Genomic DNA, 20,441 nt, shown 5'->3' with positions numbered 1-20,441 from the left:
GACATCATGCGCCCATCCATCCTCGATCCGCTGTTTGTCCCGATCACTTCGCTTGCCGGCGTCGGGCCGAAGGTCGGCACGCTGATCGAGAAGGTGGTGCCCGCCGATCTCGGCGATCGCGCCGCGCGCGCCGGCGATCTTCTGTTCGTGCTGCCGCACACCGTCATCGACCGCCGCAACCGGCCCGGCATCGCACTTGCCGCCGAAGGTGCGATCGTCACGCTCGAGGTGCGCATCGATCGCCATCAGCCACCGCCACGCGGCAACAGGTCGGTGCCCTACCGGGTCTACGCCCACGACGACACCGGCGAAATCGGTCTGACCTTTTTCCATGCCCATGCCTCCTATCTCGAAAAAGCAATGCCCGTGGGCGAGCATGTCGTTGTCTCCGGCCGCATGGAATGGTTCAACGGCCGCCCGACCATGGTCCACCCCGACCACATCGCGCTGGCCAGCGAAGCGGAAAACCTGCCGCTCGTCGAACCGGTCTATCCGCTCACCGCCGGCCTCTCGGGCAAGGTGCTGCGCCGCGCGATCGGCCAGGCGCTGGCACGCGTGCCCGATTTGCCAGAGTGGCAGGATGGCGCTTTCATGCGCCGGCACACTTTTCCCGCCTTTGCCGACGCGCTTTCGCGCATCCACAACCCGGCCGATCCGATCGACGTCTCGGTTGAGGGCGCGGCCTGGCGACGCCTCGCCTATGACGAATTTCTGGCAGGCCAGGTCTCGGTGGCGCTGGTCCGGGCAAAGGTCCGCCGGCTGTCCGGCCGTCCTTTGGTGGGTGACGGCAGCATCGTTGAGGAACTGCGCGCCGCTCTTCCCTATTCGCTGACATCAAGCCAGGAATTCGCGCTCGCCGAGATCAATGCCGACCTTGCCGACCCCGAACGCATGCTGCGGCTGCTCCAAGGCGATGTCGGCTCCGGCAAGACGGTTGTCGCACTACTGGCCATGGCGCGCGCCGTCGAGGCCGGCGGCCAGGCGGCACTGATGGCGCCGACCGAAATCCTGGCGCGCCAGCATCTGGCCACGATCGCGCCGCTCGCCGCCAGGGTCGGGCTGCGCATCGCCATCCTGACCGGCCGTGAGAAGGGCCGCGAGCGCACCGACACGCTGGCCGGCCTGGCAAGCGGCGAGATCGACGTCGTCGTCGGCACCCATGCGCTGTTCCAGGAGACCGTCACCTTCCATGATCTTGTGCTGGCCGTCATCGATGAGCAGCATCGCTTCGGCGTCCATCAGCGGCTTGCCATCACTGCCAAGGGCGACGCGCCCGACATGCTGGTGATGACCGCAACGCCCATTCCACGCACGTTGGTGCTGACCGCCTTCGGCGACATGGACGTGTCGAAATTGACGGAGAAACCTGCCGGCCGCCAACCAATCCGCACCGTCACCTTGCCGTTGGAGCGGCTCGACGAACTGGTTGGCCGTATGGTCGACGCTGTCGCCGGTGGCCAGAAAATCTACTGGATCTGCCCATTGGTCGAGGAATCCGAAGAGATCAAGCTGATGTCGGCCGAGGACCGTTTCGCCTCGCTGAAACCGCTGTTCGGCGACCGGATCGGCCTCGTCCACGGCCGCATGAAGGGCAGCGAGAAAGACGAGGCGATGCGTGCCTTCAAGCAGGGCGAGACGCGCATCCTGATCGCCACCACGGTCATCGAGGTCGGCGTCGACGTGCCCGACGCCACCGTGATGGTCATCGAGCATGCCGAACGCTTCGGCCTTGCCCAGTTGCACCAGCTGCGCGGCCGCGTCGGGCGTGGCGACAAACCCTCGTCTTGCGTGCTGCTCTACAAGGATCCGCTTGGCGAGACCGCAAAACGCAGGCTGTCGGTGATGCGTGAGACCGAAGACGGTTTCCTGATTGCCGAGGAAGACCTGAAATTGCGCGGCGAAGGCGAATTGCTGGGCACCCGCCAGTCCGGCACGCCGGGTTTCCAGGTGGCGCGGATCGAGGCGCATGCCGATCTGCTCGAGGCCGCTCGCGACGACGCAAGGCTGATCCTGTCCCGCGACCCGGAGTTGCAATCCGAGCGCGGCGAAGCGCTACGCCTGTTGCTCTATTTGTTCGGCCGCGACGAGGCCGTGCGGCTTCTGCGCGCCGGGTGAGCTCCTAGCGGCGGGTTGGCCACGGTTCCGTTGATTGGCTCGCCATTCAGCGTCACCACTTTGGTTTTCACTTCCGGCGCCACCAGTCCAGCCGACACGATCAATTTTGCGCCGTCCTCGATCGTCATGTCGAGCAGCACAATGTCGGACTTCGGCACATACATGAGAAAGCCGGTCGTCGGATTGGGCGTGCAGGGCATGAACACGGCGATCAGAGGGTCGCCCTCCTGGTCAAGCTTCTCATTGATCTCTGTCTCCTTTTCGCTGGCGACAAACACCAGCGACCAAACGCCCTTGCGCGGATATTCGACCAGCCCAACCTGGCGGAACATGTCGCCCTTGTTCGACAGCACGGTCTCGAATATCTGCTTCAGCGACCCGTAGATGCCGCGCACCAGCGGCATGCGGCCAAGCAGGCGCTCGCCGAAACCGACAATGGCGCGACCGACAATGTTGGCGGCGAAGAAGCCGATCAGCGTGATCAGGATCAGCGCCACGATCAGCCCGAACCCGGGCACCGGGAATGGCAGGTAGGTATCGGGGCTATACCGTGCCGGGATATAGGGTTTTACCCAGGAATCGACCCAGCCGATGAACGACCAGGCGATATAGGCGGTGATCGCCAAGGGCGCGCAGACGATGAAACCCGTGAGGAAATAGTTCCTCAGCCGGGTCATGCCGGAGGTCTTCGGAGCATCGGACATGGTTCACCGGAGGCGCGGGTTGCAACGCAACATTAGTGAACCGGAAGCCGGTTTGGAACTGCGAAGTTTTTAAAGAGGGCTTGTTATGCCGCAGCCCCGAGTGGTTCGGGCGGAAGCCGCTTCCATCCTCGATTAGCCGAAACATCCTTCCCTTCGTCATCCACGGGCGAAGCAGTCGCGGAGCGACTGCGCAGACCCGAGGATCCATTCCGTGACGTCCGCCGAAGAATGCAAAACCTCAAGATTGTCGCCGGGTCGTCTGGCCGCTATCCCTTCGCTCATTACGGGCTATGTCTACATGACTGCAAGCAGGAAGCGCGGCACCATCTACATTGGTGTCACAAACGATCTCGGGCGCCGGATGCCAGAGCACAAATCCGGTGAAGGCTCGCGCTTTACCGGGCGCTACGGCGTGCAGCGGCTGGTCTGGTACGAGGAATACTTCGACATTCGCGATGCAATTCAGCGCGAGAAGTCGCTGAAACGCTGGCCGCCAATGAAAGATCGAACTGATCGAAAAGGCCAATTCAGAGTGGTTCGAGCTTTTCCGTAGAATCGGATAGTAGCGCTCGGTTTTGCACCGTTTAGATCCGCCACAAAGGTCACGGAATGGATCCTCGGGTCTGCGCAGTCGCTTCGCGCCTGCTCCGCCCGAGGATGACGAAAGGATGAAACCTACTCCACCGTCACCGACTTCGCCAGGTTGCGCGGCTGGTCGACATCGGTGCCCATGAACACGGCGGTGAAGTAGGCCAGCATCTGGATCGGCAGCGCGTAGATGATCGGCGAGATGATTTCGGGCACGTCCGGCAGCACGATCGTCTCCATCGTGGTCACGCTCGCCTGCGCCGCTCCCCTGGCGTCGGTGATCAGGATGATCTTGCCGCCGCGCGCCGCCACCTCCTGCATGTTCGACACCGTCTTTTCGAAGATGCGGTCATGCGGGGCAATGACGATGACCGGCATGTTCTCGTCGATCAGCGCGATCGGCCCCGTGCTTCAGTTCGCCGGCCGCATAGCCTTCGGCGTGGATGTAGGAGATTTCCTTGAGCTTCAGCGCCCCTTCCATGGCCAGCGGGAAATTGGTGTCGCGGCCGAGATAGAGCACATCGGAATAGCGTGACAGGTCCCGCGCGATGCGTTCGATCTGCGCCTCGAGCTTGAGCACCTGGTTGGCATAGCGCGGTGCTTCCGAAAGCGCCCGCACCAGGGTCTTTTCCTCATCCGTCGAGATCGCGCCGCGCGCCACGCCGGCGCGCACCGCAAGCGAGGCCAGCACCGACAGCTGGCAGGTGAAGGCCTTGGTCGAGGCGACGCCGATCTCGGGACCGGCAAGTGTGGGCAGCACGACGTCGGATTCGCGCGCCATGGTCGATTCGCGCACATTGACCACGGCGCCGATCTTCATGCCGGCCTTGCGGCAGTAGCGCAGCGAGGCCAGCGTGTCGGCGGTCTCGCCCGACTGCGAGATGAAGAAGGCGGCATCGTTGCCCGACAGCGGCATCTCGCGATAGCGGAACTCCGAGGCGACATCGATGTCGACCGGCAGCCGCGCATAGCGTTCGAACCAGTATTTGCCGATCAGGCCGGCGAGATAGGCGGTGCCGCAGGCCGAGATCGCCAGCCGGCCGATCTTGGCGAAATCGAACGGCAGGTCGAGCGGCTTCGAGACGCCGGAGACGAAATCGACATAGTGGGCCAGCGTATGCGAGATCACCTCGGGCTGTTCATGGATTTCCTTCTCCATGAAATGGCGGCGGTTGCCCTTGTCGACCATGAAGCTGGTCGACAGCGATTGCTGGCGCTTGCGGTCGACCTTTTTGCCGCCGATGTCGAAGATGGCGACGCCGTCGCGGCGCACCACCGCCCAGTCGCCGTCCTCAAGATAGGTGATCGAATTGGTGAACGGGGCGAGCGCGATGGCGTCGGAGCCCAAAAACATCTCGCCATCGCCATGGCCGACGGCGAGCGGCGGCCCGTTGCGGGCGCCGACGATCAGGTTGTCGTCGCCCCTGAACATGATGGCCAGCGCAAAGGCGCCCTCCAGCCGCTTCAGCGCCTGGTGCGCGGCCTCGACCGGCTGCAGCCCCCTGGCCATCTCGCGCGCCACCAGATGGGCGACGACCTCGGTGTCGGTCTGCGAGGCGAAGGAATAGCCGTCGCGCGTCAGCTCGTCGCGCAGTTCGGCGAAATTCTCGATGATGCCGTTGTGGACGATGGCCACGCCTTCGGAGAAATGCGGATGCGCGTTGGTCTCGTTGGGCACGCCATGCGTTGCCCAGCGCGTGTGGCCGATGCCGATGGTGCCGTCGAGCGGCTCGTCCCTGAGTCGGCGCTCGAGATTGACCAGCTTGCCCTCGGCGCGCCGGCGGGCAAGCTTGCCACGCTCGACGGTGGCGATGCCGGCCGAATCATAGCCGCGATATTCCAGACGCTTCAGCGCAGCGACGATGAGCGGCGCAACCTGTGAGTGGCCGACGATCCCAACGATACCGCACATGCAGACAGTCCCCGATTGCCCGTGGAAAACCAGCGCTATTTACGGATGGCCGGCCTGCCGCGAAAATCACATTGCATTTCGCCCCGTGTAACGGAACGCTTCTGCACGCATGCACCATGACAGACCGCTCTTGCAAGCGGTTACCGCTATTGTTCAGGTTTTCGCGATGTTCCTGCGGCCAGCATCGTTTTGCGCGATATTGCTGGCGACCGGCCATGCTCCGTATAGAATTCGTCCGTAAGGAGGATGCACCATGGAACGCTATTACCCGGTGGCAGCGGTCACCCTGCTTTGCGGCCTCATGATATTCGGTATGGCCTTGACGGTCGCCCGCACCCATTCCACGACCGGAATACTCGCCCCGGTCATGACGGGCGACCCGCGGCTCGAACGGGCGATCCGGGCGCACTGCAACACGATCGAATGGCTGCCGATCTTCCTCCCGGCCATGTGGCTGTTCGCCATCTACTGGAGCCCTGCCTGGGCCGCCGGCCTCGGGCTCGTCTGGCTGATCGGACGCATCGCCTATTTCGTCGGATACCTTTCCGCGCCGTTGAAACGGTATCCTGGATTCTTCATCCAGTCACTGACGGCCTTCGTGCTGCTTCTCGGCGCGCTTGGGCGAGTTATCTATTTATGGCTTGCGTAAAAGCATTGCCTATTCCGCAGCCTTCTTCTTCGCGGCCGCTGCCGAAGCAAAGCGCTCGCGCAATTCCTTGCCCTTGCCGGGGATCGTCTTCTGGCGAGCCCGTCCGAAGGCCAGCGCATCGTCCGGCACATTTTCGGTGATGACGCTGCCCGAGGCGATATAGCCGCCCTTGCCGATCGTAACGGGCGCCACCAGCGACGAGTTCGAGCCGATGAAGGTGCCCTCGCCGATGTCTGTGAAGAATTTCGAATAACCATCATAGTTGCAGGTGATGGTGCCGGCGCCGATATTGGCCGCCGCGCCCACCCGCGCATCGCCGATATAGGTCAAATGGTTGACCTTGGCGCCTTCCTCGATGATGGCCTGCTTGACCTCGCAGAAATTGCCGACCTTTGCCTTTTGCCTGAGATCGGCACCCGGCCGCAGCCGTGCGAACGGCCCAACATCGCAATTGGCAGCAATAGTGGCACCTTCGATGTGGCTGAAGGCGTGGATCTTGGCGCCACCGGCGATTTTCACCCCCGGGCCGAACCAGACATTGGGTTCGACGATCGTGTCGGCGCCGATCTCGGTGTCATACGAGAAATATACCGTTTCAGGCGCGATCAATGTCACGCCCGACAGCATGGCTTGCTCCCGCCGGCGCTGCTGCCAGATACCTTCGGCCTGCGCCAGTTCGGCACGGTTGTTGATGCCGAGCGCATTCTCGAAGCTGGCTTCGGTGGCGACCACATCGAGACCTTGGGCGCCGGCGATCTCGACGATGTCGGTGAGGTAATACTCGCCCTTGGCATTTTGATTGCCGACCGCATCGAGCAGTTTCAGCGCATGCTTGCCTGCAATCGCCATCATGCCGGCATTGCAGAAGGTGATCTTCTTCTCCGCCTCGGAGCAGTCCTTTTCCTCACGGATAGCGATCAGCTTGCCGCCTTTTTCGACCAGCCTGCCATAGCCGTTTGGAACGGGCGGACGGAAGCCGATCACCACGACGGCCGCGCCTTCGGCGAGTTTCAGCCGCGCCAGCGTCAGCGCTTCCGCATCGATAAGCGGCGTGTCGCCGAACATGACCAGAATGTCGTCATGACCCCTTGATATCGCTTCACGTGCGGCAAGAACGGCATGCGCCGTACCCAGGCGCTCCTCTTGCACGAAGGTCTCTGCCTTCGGTGAGAATTTCGCCACCACCTTGCGCATCTCTTCCGCGCGATGCCCGATGACGATCGCTTCGCTGCTGGCGCCGGCGGCTTCGGCCGCCTTCACCACGTGAGCCACCATCGGCAGTCCTGCGATCGGGTGCAGCACCTTCGGCAGCGCGCTCTTCATGCGCGTGCCTTCGCCGGCGGCGAGAATGACGGACAGGCAGGATCTCTGGCTCATGGACGGACAACCATATGAAATGCGTTGGGAATCAAGACAGGATAGCAGCGGGGCCATGCTGCACCAATGCGGTTAAATTCAGGTGAGATGGTGGAGCAGCTGACTCTTAATCAGCAGGTCCATCGGCGGTGGGCTATCCAAGCCGCCCCAGCACCGGGAAATTCTCCAGCAGCCAGTAGGATACCGTCTGCACCCCGCCGGTGAGAAAGAACACGCCGGCGACGACCAGCAGCGCGCCGATTGCTTTCTCGACACGGCCGAGATGGACACGGAACTTGCCGAGGAAGCGCATGAAAGCCCCAGAAAATAGCGCCGCGATCAGGAACGGTATGCCGAGCCCGAGCGAATAAGCAGCGAGCAGCAGCGCGCCCTCGCCCACTGTTTCGCGGCCGCCGGCCAGCGTCAGGATCGGCCCCAATACCGGACCGATGCACGGCGTCCAGCCGAAGGCGAAGGCCAGACCCATTACATAGGCGGCGACGGCACTGGCCGGCTTGCCCTGCGACTGGAAGCGCGCCTCGCGCGACAGGAGCGGGATGCGCAGGATGCCCAGGAAATTCAGGCCCATCAGGATAATCAGCACACCGGCGCCCATCGCAAGCGGCTCCTGCCAGACGCGCAGCAGCCGGCCGATGGTCGAGGCGCCCGCGCCGAGCGCCACGAACACGGTCGAGAAACCGAGCACGAAGGCGATCGAGGAGTAGAGCAGCGCGCCGCGCGCGCCTTCCCTTGCCGTCACACCGGCATTGCCGCGGAAATCCTCGACCGAAACGCCGGCCATGTAGCAGAGATAGGGCGGCACCAACGGCAGCACGCAAGGCGACAGGAACGAGATGGCGCCCGCCCCGACCGCGCTGACATAGCCGATGTCCAATGCCATTCCAAAAGCTCCGACTGTTCTGGCGACGATATAGCGGCACACGGGTTTGTTCGCCAATCACCATCCTGTGGCCAATCACCATGCTGTGGCCAACCACCATGCTGTGGCAAGTCATCGCGGGCGGGGAAGAAAGCAGCCGCGCAGGGCGTTGACATAACGAGGCCGCGATTTTCCGCGAGTCTCCAGATATCAGCCAGGGAGATTTCCATGAAAACGATGACCGCAGGGCTGGCCGCGCTACTGCTCAGCACCGTAGCATCCTTCGCCGCCGAGGCGTGGAAGGAAGCGGAGGCCGGTGGCACCAAGATATACACCAACGCGATGGGCATGACGCTCTACACCTATGACAAGGACGGGAAAGGCAAGAGCAACTGCTACGACAAATGCGCCGCCAACTGGCCGCCGCTGAAGGCCGAAGCCGGAGCCAAGGCCAGCGACGGATGGACTGTTATCGACCGCACCGACGGCACAAAGATGTGGGCCTATGACGGCAAGCCGGTCTACACCTTCGTCAAGGACAAGAAGGCCGGTGACATGAGCGGTGACGGTGTCGCCGACGTCTGGCACGTCGTCAAGGCCGACTGAGCCTCAACACCCGTTCCCGCGTGTCGGCGGGACAGAGGTTGGTCGCCGCCCCCTCCATGCAGCGGCGGCCAGCTTCCTTTCGTGCACCGGCACATGTGGTAGAGGGGCGGCACGCCAGGCGATTTTTCTCGACTCGTCGGAAGAGCATCCGGTCATTTTCGCCGGCTTGCGGCCATCACCTCCCCTGACCGAAATTCTGTTATTTTCTCCATACACTCTATGAGTGTATTCGCTGCGGACAGTCCGGCAATTTAGACGCCTCCCCTTGACCGGATGCAAAAGCGCGGCCATGTGAGCGACAAACAGAAACGAGATTTCGTCGCGCGCAGCGGAATTCTTCTGGCGCATCACAGCAGATAAGAGACCTCATGGACGTCGTCGTCGTCGAATCGCCGGCCAAGGCGAAGACAATCAACAAATATCTCGGCAGGAACTACAAAGTCCTCGCCTCGTTCGGCCATGTCCGCGATTTGCCGGCCAAGGACGGCTCGGTGCGTCCGGATGAAGATTTCGCCATGTCCTGGGCGGTCGATACCGCATCTGGCAAGCGGCTCGCCGATATCGCCAAGGCGGTCAAGGATGCCGATGGCCTGATCCTCGCCACCGACCCGGATCGCGAAGGTGAGGCCATTTCCTGGCATGTGCTGGAAGTGCTGAAGCAGAAGCGAGCGCTGAAGGACAAGCCGGTCAGCCGCGTCGTCTTCAACGCCATCACCAAATCGTCGGTGCTGGAGGCGATGGCCAATCCACGCCAGATCGATGCGCCGCTGGTCGACGCCTATCTCGCCCGCCGGGCGCTGGACTATCTCGTCGGCTTCACGTTGTCGCCGGTGCTGTGGCGCAAATTGCCGGGTGCCCGCTCCGCCGGCCGCGTCCAGTCGGTGGCGCTGCGCCTGGTCTGCGACCGCGAATCCGAGATCGAGCGCTTCATCCGCGAGGAATACTGGCAGATCGCAGCCATTCTCGGCACGCCGCGCAACGACACTTTCGAAGCACGCCTGACCGCCTTCGAGCGCAAGAAACTCCAAAAACTCGACATTTCCAACAAGGCGCAGGCCGACGACATCAAGGCAATGCTCGAAGGCGCCGCCTTCAAGGCGCTGTCCGTCGAAGCCAAGCCGACCAAGCGCAACCCCGGCCCGCCATTCACAACCTCGACGCTGCAGCAGGCCGCCTCGTCGGGCCTCGGTTTCTCGGCCACCCGCACAATGCAGGTGGCGCAGCGGCTTTATGAGGGCATGGACATCGGCGGCGAGACCGCCGGCCTGATCACCTATATGCGAACCGACGGCGTGCAGATGGCGCCGGAGGCGATCTCCGCCGCGCGCGATGCGATCGCCAAGGAGTTCGGCCCAAAATACCTGCCGGAAAAGCCACGTTTTTACACCGCTAAGGCCAAGAATGCCCAGGAGGCGCACGAGGCGATCCGACCGACCGATTTCATGCGCACCCCCGCATCGGTCAGGCAGTATCTCGATGCCGACCAGGCGCGGCTCTATGAACTGATCTGGAAGCGCGCCATCGCCAGCCAGATGCAGCCGGCCGAGATCGAGCGCACGACTGTCGAGATCGAAGCCGTAAACGGCGCCCGCACCGCCGAGCTTCGCGCCGTGGGTTCGGTCGTCCGTTTCGACGGTTTCATCGCCGCCTACACCGACCAAAAGGACGACGACGCGGAAGACGAGGAAAACCGCCGCTTGCCCGAGATCCGTGCCGGCGAGCAGCTCACCCGCCAGGCAATCAACGCCACCCAGCACACGACAGAGCCACCGCCGCGCTACTCCGAGGCCTCGCTGATCAAGAAGCTGGAGGAACTCGGCATCGGCCGGCCGTCGACCTATACGGCGATTCTGAAGACGCTCGAGGACCGCGACTATGTCGCCATCGACAAGCGCCGGCTGGTGCCGCAGGCCAAGGGCCGCCTGCTCTCGGCGTTCCTCGAAAGCTTCTTCGAGCGCTACGTCGAGTACGACTTCACCGCATCACTGGAGGAAAAGCTCGACGAGATTTCGGACGGCAAGCTCGCCTGGAAGGACGTGCTGCGCGATTTCTGGAAGGATTTTTCCGGCGCCGTCGCCGACATCAAGGAACTGCGCGTCACCGACGTGCTGGATGCGCTGAACGAGGAACTGGCACCGCTGGTTTTTCCCGCCCGCGAGGACGGTTCGAACCCGCGCATCTGCCCGAAATGCGGCACCGGCAATCTGTCGCTGAAGCTTGGCAAGTTCGGCGCCTTCGTCGGCTGCTCGAACTATCCCGAATGCTCCTTCACCCGCCAGCTCGGCGACGCCGCCAACCCGAATGGCGAGAATGGCGGTGGCGAGGACGGCACCAGGCTGCTCGGCAAGGACCCCTACACTGCGGAGGAAATCACGCTGCGCTCTGGCCGCTTCGGCCCCTATATCCAGCGCGGCGAGGGCAAGGACGCCAAGCGCTCGAGCCTGCCCAAGGGCTGGACGCCGGACTCCATCGATCATGAGAAGGCGCTGGCATTGTTGTCGCTGCCACGCGACGTCGGAAAGCATCCCGAGAGCGGCAGGATGATCTCGGCCGGGCTCGGCCGTTACGGCCCCTTCGTGCTGCATGATGGCACTTACGCCAATCTCGATAGCATCGAGGATGTGTTCTCGATCGGCCTCAACCGGGCCGTCACCGTGATTGCCGAGAAGCAGTCGAAGGCCAAGGGCGGCCGCAACGGTGGTACTCCGGCATCGCTGAAGGAGCTCGGTGACCATCCGGACGGAGGCGGCAAGATCGTCGTGCGAGACGGCAAGTACGGACCTTACGTGAATTTTGGCAAGGTCAATGCCACGCTGCCCAAGGGCAAGGATCCGCAATCGGTGACCATGGAAGATGCGCTGGCTCTGATTGCCGAGAAGGAAGCCAAGGGCGGCGGCGGCGGCAGGAAACCGGCCCGCAAGACAGCGGCGGCAGCGGCCAAGGCCCCGGCGGCCAAGAAAACAGCGGCCAAGAAGCCGGCCGCGAAAAAAAAAGGGTAGGACGGCGTGGCGCGCAGGATCACCGGAAGAAGCCACGGCGACCCGCGCACCGCCGACACCAGGGCCAAGGTCAAGGACGATTACCGGCCTTCGCGCGACGAAATCCTGCGTTACATCGCCGAAAACCCAGACCGGGCGGGAAAACGCGACATCGCCAAGGCGTTCGCGCTGCGCGGTGACGACCGCATCTGGCTGAAGGACCTGCTGCGCGACCTTCAGGATGAGGGTATCCTCAGCAAGGAGCGCAAGCGGCTGGCCCGCGTCGGCGCCCTGCCCCATGTCGCCGTGCTCGACATATTTGGCCGTGATGGCGACGGCGTCTTGCTGGCGCACCCGGCCGAGTCCGTCGGCCCGGGCGAGCCGCCCGTGGTCTCGATTCGGGTGTCGCGCGGCGGCAGCGGGCCGGCGCCGGGCATCGGTGACCGCGTGCTGGCCAAGACGTTCCCGACCGATGATCCGTCGGGTCCCGCCTATACCGGCCGGGTGATGAAGATCTTCGAGAAGCGCAACGATGCCGTTCTCGGTGTCTTCCGGGTGCTTCAGGACGGCACCTTTCGCATCGAGCCGGTGGAACGGCGCCAGCCGGAGCTGGTCGTCGACAAGGAATTCCAGAACGGGGCCAGGAACGGCGACCTGGTCGAGGTCGAACCCGCCCGAGCCTCTCGCTATGGGCTGCCGAGGGCCAAGGTACTCAACGTGCTGGGCTCGCTGACCAGTGAAAAGGCGGTCTCGATGATTGCCATCCACGCCCACGACATTCCGCACATTTTCCCGGCCGACGTCATTGCTGAAGCCGAAACCGTCAAACCGGCGACGATGGCCAACCGCGAGGACTGGCGCGACCTGCCGCTCGTCACCATCGATCCGGCCGACGCCAAGGACCATGACGACGCGGTATTCGCCACACCTGATAGTGATGAGAAGAACCCTGGCGGCGTGGTCATTACGGTCGCCATCGCCGACGTCGCCGCCTATATCCGGTACGGCACGGCGCTCGACCGCGAGGCGCTGAAGCGCGGCAATTCGGTTTATTTTCCGGACCGCGTCGTGCCGATGCTGCCCGAGCGCATCTCCAACGACCTCTGCTCGCTGCGCGAGGGGCAGGACCGGCCGGCGCTGGCGGTGCGCATGACCTTCTCCGCCGATGGTCACAAGATCAGGCACTCGTTCCACCGCATCATGATGAAGTCGGCGGCGAAGCTCGCCTACCCGCAGGCGCAGGCGGCAATCGACGGTGTGCCGGACGACAAGACCGGGCCGATCCTCGACACGGTGCTGAAGCCGCTGTGGGATGCCTACGCGATCCTCAAGCGCGGGCGCGAAGGCCGCCAGCCGCTCGAACTCGACCTGCCGGAACGCAAAATCCTGCTGAAAGACGATGGCACGGTCGACCGCGTCATCGTGCCGGAACGGCTCGATGCCCACAAGCTGATCGAAGAATTCATGATCCAGGCCAATGTCGCCGCCGCCGAAACGCTGGAGGCGAAGAAACAGGCGCTGGTCTATCGCATCCATGACGCGCCCTCGCTCGCCAAGCAGGAATCGCTGCGCGAGTTCCTGCAGACGCTTGGCCTGTCGCTGGCGCGCGGCGCGCAGATGCGGCCCAGCCAATTCAACGGCATTCTGGAACGCGTACGCGGCGCCGACAATGAAGGCCTGGTCAACGAGGTGGTGCTGCGCTCGCAGAGCCAGGCCGAGTATTCGCCGAAGAACATCGGCCATTTCGGCCTCAATTTGAGGCGCTACGCGCATTTCACCTCGCCGATCCGCCGCTACGCCGATCTGATCGTGCATCGCGGACTTATCACCGCACTCGGCCTCGGTCCGGGAGGGTTGACCCAGGACGAAGCGGCGCGGCTCGAAGATGTCGCGGTGCTGATCTCCGGGACCGAACGCCGCGCGATGGCTGCCGAGCGCGACACGGTCGACCGGCTGATCGCCGCTTATCTTGCCGAACGCATTGACGACCGGTTCGATGCCCGCATCTCCGGCGTCACCAAATCAGGACTATTTGTCCAATTGCCGCAGTATGGCGCCGATGGTTTCATCCCCGTGTCAACTCTGAGCGGCGATTACTATATATTCGACGAAACTGCCCGCTCCCTGTTTGGAGAACGCTCCGGCAAAGGCTACCAACTGGCGGATCGCGTCGAGGTTCGGCTCGTCCAGGTGGCTCCGATGGCCGGCGCGATGCGTTTCGAAATGTTGACCGACCCGAAGCCCCTGCCAGGCTCGAAACGGTCATTTCACAAGGCTAAAGGCCGCGCCCGTGCGTCGCAATCGCGACCGGGTTCACGCGGCAGGAGACGATGATGGAACAACAGGTTTTCGGCGGCGAACATCACTCGGGCCGCGTGGCCCGCCCGTTGTGGACGGCGATGAAGCGCGGTCTGCTGGGCCGCTGCCCGAACTGCGGCGAAGGCAAGCTGTTTCGCGGCTTCACCAAGACCGTGGAGACCTGCAGCGTGTGCGGCGAGGAGATCCACCACCATCGCGCCGATGACCTGCCGGCCTATCTGGTCATCGTCATCGTCGGCCACATCGTTCTCGGCGCCTTCATGGGCGTCGAAGCGACCTCGACCTTGTCTACCTGGCAGCACATCGCGATTTGGGTGCCCTTGACCATCTTGCTGTCGGTTGCACTGCTGCAGCCTGTCAAAGGTGCCGTCATCGGACTGCAATGGGCGTTCTATATGCATGGATTTGGTGGCGAAAAGGATGTGATCGAGCCGCATCCGGGAGCCTGAGGTACTGGCTGGCGCAACATGCCGATCATCAAGGCCACTTTCGCATGCAAGAAGTTTCCGCTAGGTCCTGCGCATGGATGGTATGACCAAGGCGGAAGTCGACAGGATCGAGCGGAGCATGATCGCTCATAGCGATCGGCCGATACGCCCGCGCGATGCGGCGACCCTGATCCTGCTCGACCGCAAGGGCGATGAAGTTCTGGTGCTGATGGGTCGCCGGCATGCCGGCCACGCCTTCATGCCTGGAAAATTCGTCTTCCCAGGGGGCCGCACCGACCCTGCCGACAGTCGCATCGCTGTCGCCGCGGCATTACACCCGGAACAGGAAACAAAGCTTACCGCCGGCCCAGGTCGCACCAGCGCCGCACGAGCCCGCGCCATCGCCCTGTCGGCGATCCGTGAGACCTACGAGGAAGCCGGGCTTCTGATCGGCCGCAAAGGTGCCTTTGCCACCGCCAGGCGCGATTGGCAGGGTTTTGCCGAACATGGCGTGCAGCCGTCCCTGGACATGCTGCGCTTCATCGCCCGGGCCATCACTCCGCCCAACCGGGTGCGCCGCTTCGATACACGCTTCTTCAGCGCCTGGCGCGGCGATGTCGCCGTCGAACTGCCCGGTGGCGGCCCGACGAACGAACTCGAGGAACTGGTCTGGCTACCGCTTGCCAAGGCTCGCGAAGCCGACATACCCGACATCACCCGAACGATCCTGGACGAGTTGGACAGGCGTCTGGCCCATGATCCGCAGCTGCGTCCGGGCAGCCCCGTCCCTTTCTACCGGCTGATCCGCAATCGCTTCACCCGCGAAATTCTGTAAAACATCGAGTACTCAGATATCCCATGACGGTCGATACCCAACCAAAGGGCGACGAACGCGTACACTGGCTGCCGATGATCGCGGCGATCTCGTCGATCAGCGTCGTCGGCATCGCCATCGGCCTGGGCATGCCCCTGCTCAGCGTCATCCTGGAAACACGCGGCCATTCGGCCTCCATGATCGGCCTCAACACGGCCGTCGCCGGCCTGGCCTCGATCGCCGGAGCGCCATTGGCCACACCGCTCGCCATGCGCTTCGGTGTCGCCTGGACCATGATTGGCATGATTGCCGCCGGCGCGCTTGCCTTCATCGGCTTTCATTTCGCACCCGATTTCTGGATGTGGTTCCCGCTGCGCGTCGTGCTGCACATCGCACTGACCGTGCTGTTCATCCTGTCGGAATTCTGGATCAGCACGTCGGCGCCTCCCTATCGGCGCGGCCTTGTCCTTGGCATTTACGCCACTGTCCTGTCGCTCGGTTTTGCAGCCGGTCCGTGGCTGTTCGCCCATCTCGGCAGCTCCGGCTTCAAGCCATTCGGCGTCATCATCGCCTTGGTGACGCTGGCCGCGATACCGGTGCTGGCGGCGCGCAACGAAAGCCCCACCATTGTCGCCGACGGCGAAACCAGCAACTTCCTGCGCTACATCTGGCTGGTTCCGACCGCGACCTTCGCCGTGCTGGTGTTCGGCGCGGTGGAGACCGGCGGCTTCGCGCTGTTTCCAGTCTACGGCAACCGCATCGGCTACTCCGAGGCCGACGCGGCACTTCTCCTGACCATGATCGGTCTCGGCAACGTTCTGTTGCAGATACCGATCGGCATGATCAGCGACAGGGTGAGCGATCGCCGCTATCTGCTGCTCGCCTGCGCCATTGTAGGGTTGGCCGGCACGGTGTTCATGCCCTTCTTCGCCGCGAACTGGCACTTCATGGCAGCGCTGCTTTTCGTCTGGGGCGGTGTCGTCGCGGCCATGTACACGATCGGCCTCGCCCATCTCGGTTCGCAGCTTTCTGGCCACGAACTGGCGTCGGCCAATGCCGCTTTCGTGCTGTGCTACGGCGTCGGCATGGTGCTTGGCCCGCAGGCGATCGGGATCGGCATGGACAGTTTCGGACCTTCCGGCTTCGGCTGGTCGCTCGGCCTGTTCTTCGCCGCCTACATCGTCCTGGTCTGCTTCAGGCTTGTGCGCAAGATTCTCCTCTAGCGCGACAAAAGCCCTTTGTCTCCGCCGTGCGGCGGCAGGCTGCTGACAGAACCATGTCAGCAGCCAGGCGTTAAAAGAAGTGTTCCCAAACATCGGAAGTTGAGGACACTCCCATGATCGACAGCGGCTTTGAAACCACATCCCTTCGAATGACGCTTCTGCTGCTTGTGACCTTCCAGGCCCCAGCCGCGGATGTCGACCGTATCATGGACGCGGTGGTCGCGATCGCCCCGCTGGCCATGGGCAAGTATGACCGCAACGCCTATCAATCGGCGTACGGCGTCGAGCGCTACAGGCCATTGGAAGGTGCGGCCGCCGGCGCCGAAGCCGAATTGCGCCGCCGCCCGGGCACGGTCGAGGTTTCATTCGAACTGCCTGATGACCAGGCGTTGGCCAGCCGCGTCGTCGAGGCGATTTTCCAGGCGCATTCCTACCAGGAGCCGGTGATCCGCCTGCAGCCGATCCTTGCCAGCCGCTCCAAGGGGTTGGACGACCGCGCCAATCCGAATCGCTGGTGGAACACGACCGGGGACTGGAAGAAGGTTGCCACGCCCGAGGCGGTAACCGTGTAATTTGTGCATACCGGGCAGATCGAACGGGCCACATCGGGGTCGGCCGGGCTTGACTTTCCGGGTACGTTCTTTATGTGTCGCGCCAAGTTTCCCGCGTCCGGGTGTTTTCCCCGTGCTCCAGCGGCCAAAACTCCACGAACAAACGGACTGATACCATGGCCAAAGCCGCAAACATCAAGATCAAGCTTCTGTCGACCGCCGACACCGGTTTCTTCTACGTGACCAGCAAGAACAGCCGTACCAAGACCGACAAGCTGTCGTTCCGCAAGTACGACCCGGTCGCCAAGAAGCACGTCGAATTCAAGGAAACCAAGATCAAGTAATCTGGGTTTCTGTGGAATGCAAAACGCCGCCCATTGGGCGGCGTTTTTTGTTTGGTCGGCGGACTGAGTCCCCTACCCGATGCGATCGCCGCTTTTCGGGTCGAACAGATGCAGCGACGCCGGATCGGCCGCGAGCCGCACAGTATCGCCGGGCTTTACCCCGGCACGGCCCATGGCGAAGACGCAAAGCTGCTGGCCGGCCAGTTTGACGTAGAACTGCGTCGACAGACCGAGCGGCTCCACCACCCCCACCTCGCCTTGCAGAGCACCGTCAGCGGCCAGCCGGATATGCTCGGGCCGCAGGCCGACGGTGATTGTATCACCCTCCTTGAGCGGCAGGCCGTCCAGCAGTTTCAGCGACTGGCCATCGGCCAGCTCCGCTTCCAATCCATCGCCCTTGCGAATCGTCGCCGGCAGGAAATTCATGCCGGGCGAGCCGATGAAGCCGGCAACGAACATGTTGGCTGGACGGTCATAGAGATCGAGCGGCGCGCCGACCTGCTGGATCAGCCCGTCATGCATGACGACGATGCGGTCGGCCATGGTCATCGCCTCGATCTGGTCGTGCGTGACGTAGACCGAGGTGGTTTTCAGCTGCTGGTGCAGCGCCTTGATCTCGGCGCGCATGTGAACGCGCAGCTTGGCATCGAGGTTCGACAGCGGCTCGTCGAACAGAAAAACCTTGGGATCGCGCACGATGGCCCGGCCCATGGCGACACGCTGGCGCTGGCCGCCCGACAACTGCCTGGGCAGGCGTTGCAGGAAACTGTCCAGGCCGAGCCGCTTGGCCGCGCCATCGACACGGGCATCGATCGCCGGCTTCTCGGCTTTCCTCAGCATGAGGCTGAAGCCCATGTTCTTCGACACATCCATATGCGGGTAGAGCGCATAGGACTGGAACACCATGGCGATGTCGCGATCCTTGGGCGCCACGTCGTTGACCAGCCGCTCGCCGATGCGGATCTCGCCGCCCGAGGCTTCCTCAAGCCCGGCTATCATGCGCAAAAGCGTGGACTTTCCGCAGCCCGACGGACCGACCAGGACGACGAATTCGCCATCGGCGATTTCAAGATCGACCGCGTGCAGGACACGAACGGCACCATAGTCCTTGCGGACCTTTTCGAGCGTAACAGAAGCCATCGATCTATCCTTTGACGGCGCCGGCGGTCAGGCCGGTGACGAGATAGCGTTGCAGGAAGGCGAAGAAGATGCAGACCGGGATCAGCGCCAGGATGGACGCCGCCATCATCTGCCCCCAGTCGACGGCGAACTTGCCGATGAACGTAAGCAGGCCAACGGCGAAGGTCTTCTGGTCGTCGCTGGAAATCAGCATCAGCGCGAACAGAAGCTCGCTCCAGGCGGCGGTGAAGACAAAGCCCAGCGTGGCGCCCATGCCGGGCAGCGTCAGCGGCACGATCACGCGGCGCATGGCTTGAGCCCGCGTGCAGCCGTCGATCATCGCGGCCTCCTCCAGATCCTTCGGGATGCCGTCGAAGAAGGACTGCATCAGGAAGGTGGCGAAGGCGGTGTTGAAGGCCGTGTAGATGATGATCAGCCCGGTCAGGCTGTTGATCAGGCCGATCTGGCCCATGACGCGGTAGATCGGTGGAATGACCATCACCAGCGGAAAGGTCTGGGTTAAAAGCAACATGAGAGCCAGTGCCGCCTTGCCGCGAAAGGTGAAGCGCGACATGGCGTAGCCGGCGAGCGTTGCGATTACTGTCACCAATGCCGCCGTCGAGACCGAGACGATGACGCTGTTGAGGAAGTAGCGTGGGAAATCGGTGGCTTCGAGCACGGTTGCAAAATTCTGCAGCGTCGTTTGCGACGGCCAGAAGGTAATGCCTTCGGAATAGAGAAGTCTTTCCGGCGTCACCGAGATCTTCAGCGTCCAGTAGATGGGGAACAGCGCGAAGATCACGTAGGCCGCGATTGCCGCGTAGAGGCCGATGCCGCCGAAGAAGCGTTGCGAGGGTGAGCGTCCTGCGATCATCAGACGTGCCTCACCAGGGAGCGGCGGATGGCGATCAGCGCGATCGCATAGGCGATGAGCAGGACGAGCAGCAGAACGGCGACCGCCGAGGCATAACCCTTGTCCAGCGACTTGAAGGCGCTGACATAGATGTAGACCGGCACCGTATTGGTCGATCCGGCCGGTCCGCCCTCCGTCATGACAAAGATCAGGTCGGCGAATGTGGCGATCCAGATGGTGCGCAGCATCACTGTGATGGCGATGGTCGGCGCCAAGAACGGCAGCGTCACCTTGGTGAAGCGCTGCCACGGCGAAGCGCCGTCGATGGCCGCAGCCTCATGCAGTTCGGATGGAATGGACTTCAGCGCGGCCAGAAGCGTGATGGCGAAGAAGGGAATGCCGAACCAGACATTGGCGACGATCGGCCCCCACATGGCTGTCGAGGGATCGGATAAAACGTTGGTCGGCTCGGCCTTCAGCCCCAACGCGAACAGCCAATGCGGCAGCGGACCGATGATCGGGTTGAACAGCCACGCCCAGGTCAGGCCCGAAAGGAAGGACGGCACGGCCCAAGGGAGAAACACCAGCGCCTGCACCACCTTGCGGCCCCAGAACGGTTTGTCGAGCAGCAGCGCCAGGCCAAGGCCGAGGAAGAACTGAAAGAACAGGCTGGCGACCGTCCACCACAGCGTGTTGACCAAAGCCTGTCCAAGCACCTGGTCCGACAGCATCGCCTGATACTGCCCGAGCCCGACATATTCCGACTTGAAGGCCGAGAACTTGCGGAAGGAATAGCTGATGCCGATGACCAGCGGCACAAGCAGCACCACGACCAGCAGGATGATCGCCGGGCTGAGATAGAGCCAGGGCTCGATCGTCGCGTAGGAGAGCCGCTTCTTTCGCGGCCGGCCGGCGGATCGTATTTCGGACACGGCATAGGTCATTGGCGCTCGCAGTGGAAGATTGGTGCCGACGTGCAACAGCTTCCTTCTCCCCGTTCAC

16 protein-coding genes and 2 pseudogenes are annotated in these 20,441 nt (G+C 63.1%); 11 read left to right on the top strand and 7 right to left on the bottom strand.

Annotated features, from left to right (window positions below):
* Positions 1–6: 6 nt before the first annotated feature.
* Positions 7–2,115, top strand: a complete 2,109-nt coding sequence (gene recG / locus FJW03_RS07895; RefSeq protein WP_140759960.1) for an ATP-dependent DNA helicase RecG — start codon at positions 7–9, stop codon at positions 2,113–2,115.
* On the opposite strand, the gene FJW03_RS07890 is transcribed toward recG, so the two are convergent.
* Complete coding sequence (locus FJW03_RS07890) at positions 2,067–2,819, bottom strand: DUF502 domain-containing protein (RefSeq protein WP_140759958.1); 753 nt, start codon at positions 2,817–2,819, stop codon at positions 2,067–2,069. The genes recG and FJW03_RS07890 overlap by 49 nt on opposite strands.
* A 280-nt stretch (positions 2,820–3,099) precedes the next feature.
* On the opposite strand from FJW03_RS07890, the pseudogene FJW03_RS07885 reads away from it, so the two are divergent.
* A pseudogene (locus tag FJW03_RS07885) lies at positions 3,100–3,382 on the top strand (GIY-YIG nuclease family protein).
* Between the two features lie 112 nt (positions 3,383–3,494).
* Here the strand turns inward: FJW03_RS07885 and glmS are convergent.
* Positions 3,495–5,319, bottom strand: a pseudogene (glmS, locus tag FJW03_RS07880) (glutamine--fructose-6-phosphate transaminase (isomerizing)).
* 253 nt (positions 5,320–5,572) lie between these two features.
* On the opposite strand from glmS, the gene FJW03_RS07875 reads away from it, so the two are divergent.
* Positions 5,573–5,968 carry an MAPEG family protein gene (locus FJW03_RS07875; RefSeq protein ID WP_140610094.1) on the top strand — a complete coding sequence of 132 codons (396 nt, stop codon included), beginning with the start codon at positions 5,573–5,575 and terminating at the stop codon, positions 5,966–5,968.
* Between the two features lie 9 nt (positions 5,969–5,977).
* Here FJW03_RS07875 and glmU read toward each other — a convergent pair whose 3' ends face one another.
* Positions 5,978–7,345 (bottom strand): bifunctional UDP-N-acetylglucosamine diphosphorylase/glucosamine-1-phosphate N-acetyltransferase GlmU, encoded by a 1,368-nt coding sequence (glmU, locus tag FJW03_RS07870; protein WP_140610095.1) that lies wholly within the window; start codon positions 7,343–7,345, stop codon positions 5,978–5,980.
* A gap of 133 nt (positions 7,346–7,478) precedes the next feature.
* Positions 7,479–8,225 carry a cytochrome c biogenesis CcdA family protein gene (locus FJW03_RS07865; protein ID WP_140767022.1) on the bottom strand — a complete coding sequence of 249 codons (747 nt, stop codon included), beginning with the start codon at positions 8,223–8,225 and terminating at the stop codon, positions 7,479–7,481.
* 207 nt (positions 8,226–8,432) lie between these two features.
* On the opposite strand from FJW03_RS07865, the gene FJW03_RS07860 reads away from it, so the two are divergent.
* The 8 genes from FJW03_RS07860 (at position 8,433) to rpmG (ending at position 17,467) form a co-directional block, all read left to right on the top strand.
* Entirely contained in the window at positions 8,433–8,810 is a 378-nt protein-coding gene (locus FJW03_RS07860; RefSeq protein WP_140610097.1) for a hypothetical protein, read from the top strand.
* Between the two features lie 368 nt (positions 8,811–9,178).
* The gene (gene topA / locus FJW03_RS07855; protein ID WP_140767023.1) at positions 9,179–11,809 is read left to right on the top strand and encodes a type I DNA topoisomerase; all 2,631 of its coding nucleotides are present in this window, start codon (positions 9,179–9,181) and stop codon (positions 11,807–11,809) included.
* Between the two features lie 6 nt (positions 11,810–11,815).
* The gene (rnr, locus tag FJW03_RS07850; protein ID WP_140767024.1) at positions 11,816–14,122 is read left to right on the top strand and encodes a ribonuclease R; all 2,307 of its coding nucleotides are present in this window, start codon (positions 11,816–11,818) and stop codon (positions 14,120–14,122) included.
* Positions 14,122–14,556: a DUF983 domain-containing protein gene (locus tag FJW03_RS07845; RefSeq protein ID WP_181168935.1), complete on the top strand. Its 435-nt coding sequence runs from the start codon at positions 14,122–14,124 to the stop codon at positions 14,554–14,556. The genes rnr and FJW03_RS07845 overlap by 1 nt, the downstream gene beginning before the upstream one ends.
* 73 nt (positions 14,557–14,629) lie before the next feature.
* Positions 14,630–15,370: an NUDIX hydrolase gene (locus FJW03_RS07840; RefSeq protein WP_140767025.1), complete on the top strand. Its 741-nt coding sequence runs from the start codon at positions 14,630–14,632 to the stop codon at positions 15,368–15,370.
* A 23-nt stretch (positions 15,371–15,393) separates the two neighbouring features.
* The gene (locus FJW03_RS07835; protein WP_140610102.1) at positions 15,394–16,572 is read left to right on the top strand and encodes an MFS transporter; all 1,179 of its coding nucleotides are present in this window, start codon (positions 15,394–15,396) and stop codon (positions 16,570–16,572) included.
* Between the two features lie 113 nt (positions 16,573–16,685).
* Positions 16,686–17,144: a hypothetical protein gene (locus tag FJW03_RS07830; RefSeq protein WP_140610103.1), complete on the top strand. Its 459-nt coding sequence runs from the start codon at positions 16,686–16,688 to the stop codon at positions 17,142–17,144.
* 155 nt (positions 17,145–17,299) lie between these two features.
* Complete coding sequence (rpmG, locus tag FJW03_RS07825) at positions 17,300–17,467, top strand: 50S ribosomal protein L33 (protein ID WP_006201775.1); 168 nt, start codon at positions 17,300–17,302, stop codon at positions 17,465–17,467.
* Between the two features lie 72 nt (positions 17,468–17,539).
* Here rpmG and FJW03_RS07820 read toward each other — a convergent pair whose 3' ends face one another.
* The 3 genes from FJW03_RS07820 to FJW03_RS07810 are packed head-to-tail and all read right to left on the bottom strand — an operon-like array spanning position 17,540 to position 20,383.
* Entirely contained in the window at positions 17,540–18,607 is a 1,068-nt protein-coding gene (locus tag FJW03_RS07820; protein WP_140610104.1) for an ABC transporter ATP-binding protein, read from the bottom strand.
* A 4-nt stretch (positions 18,608–18,611) separates the two neighbouring features.
* Positions 18,612–19,460 (bottom strand): carbohydrate ABC transporter permease, encoded by an 849-nt coding sequence (locus tag FJW03_RS07815; RefSeq protein WP_140697033.1) that lies wholly within the window; start codon positions 19,458–19,460, stop codon positions 18,612–18,614.
* Entirely contained in the window at positions 19,460–20,383 is a 924-nt protein-coding gene (locus tag FJW03_RS07810; protein WP_140697030.1) for a carbohydrate ABC transporter permease, read from the bottom strand. The genes FJW03_RS07815 and FJW03_RS07810 overlap by 1 nt, the downstream gene beginning before the upstream one ends.
* Between the last annotated feature and the right edge of the window lie 58 nt (positions 20,384–20,441).

This window comes from Mesorhizobium sp. B4-1-4, assembly GCF_006439395.2.
Classification (GTDB): domain Bacteria; phylum Pseudomonadota; class Alphaproteobacteria; order Rhizobiales; family Rhizobiaceae; genus Mesorhizobium.
Note: the sequence above shows the minus strand (reverse complement) of the source record. Positions and strands in the feature narration are given on the sequence as shown.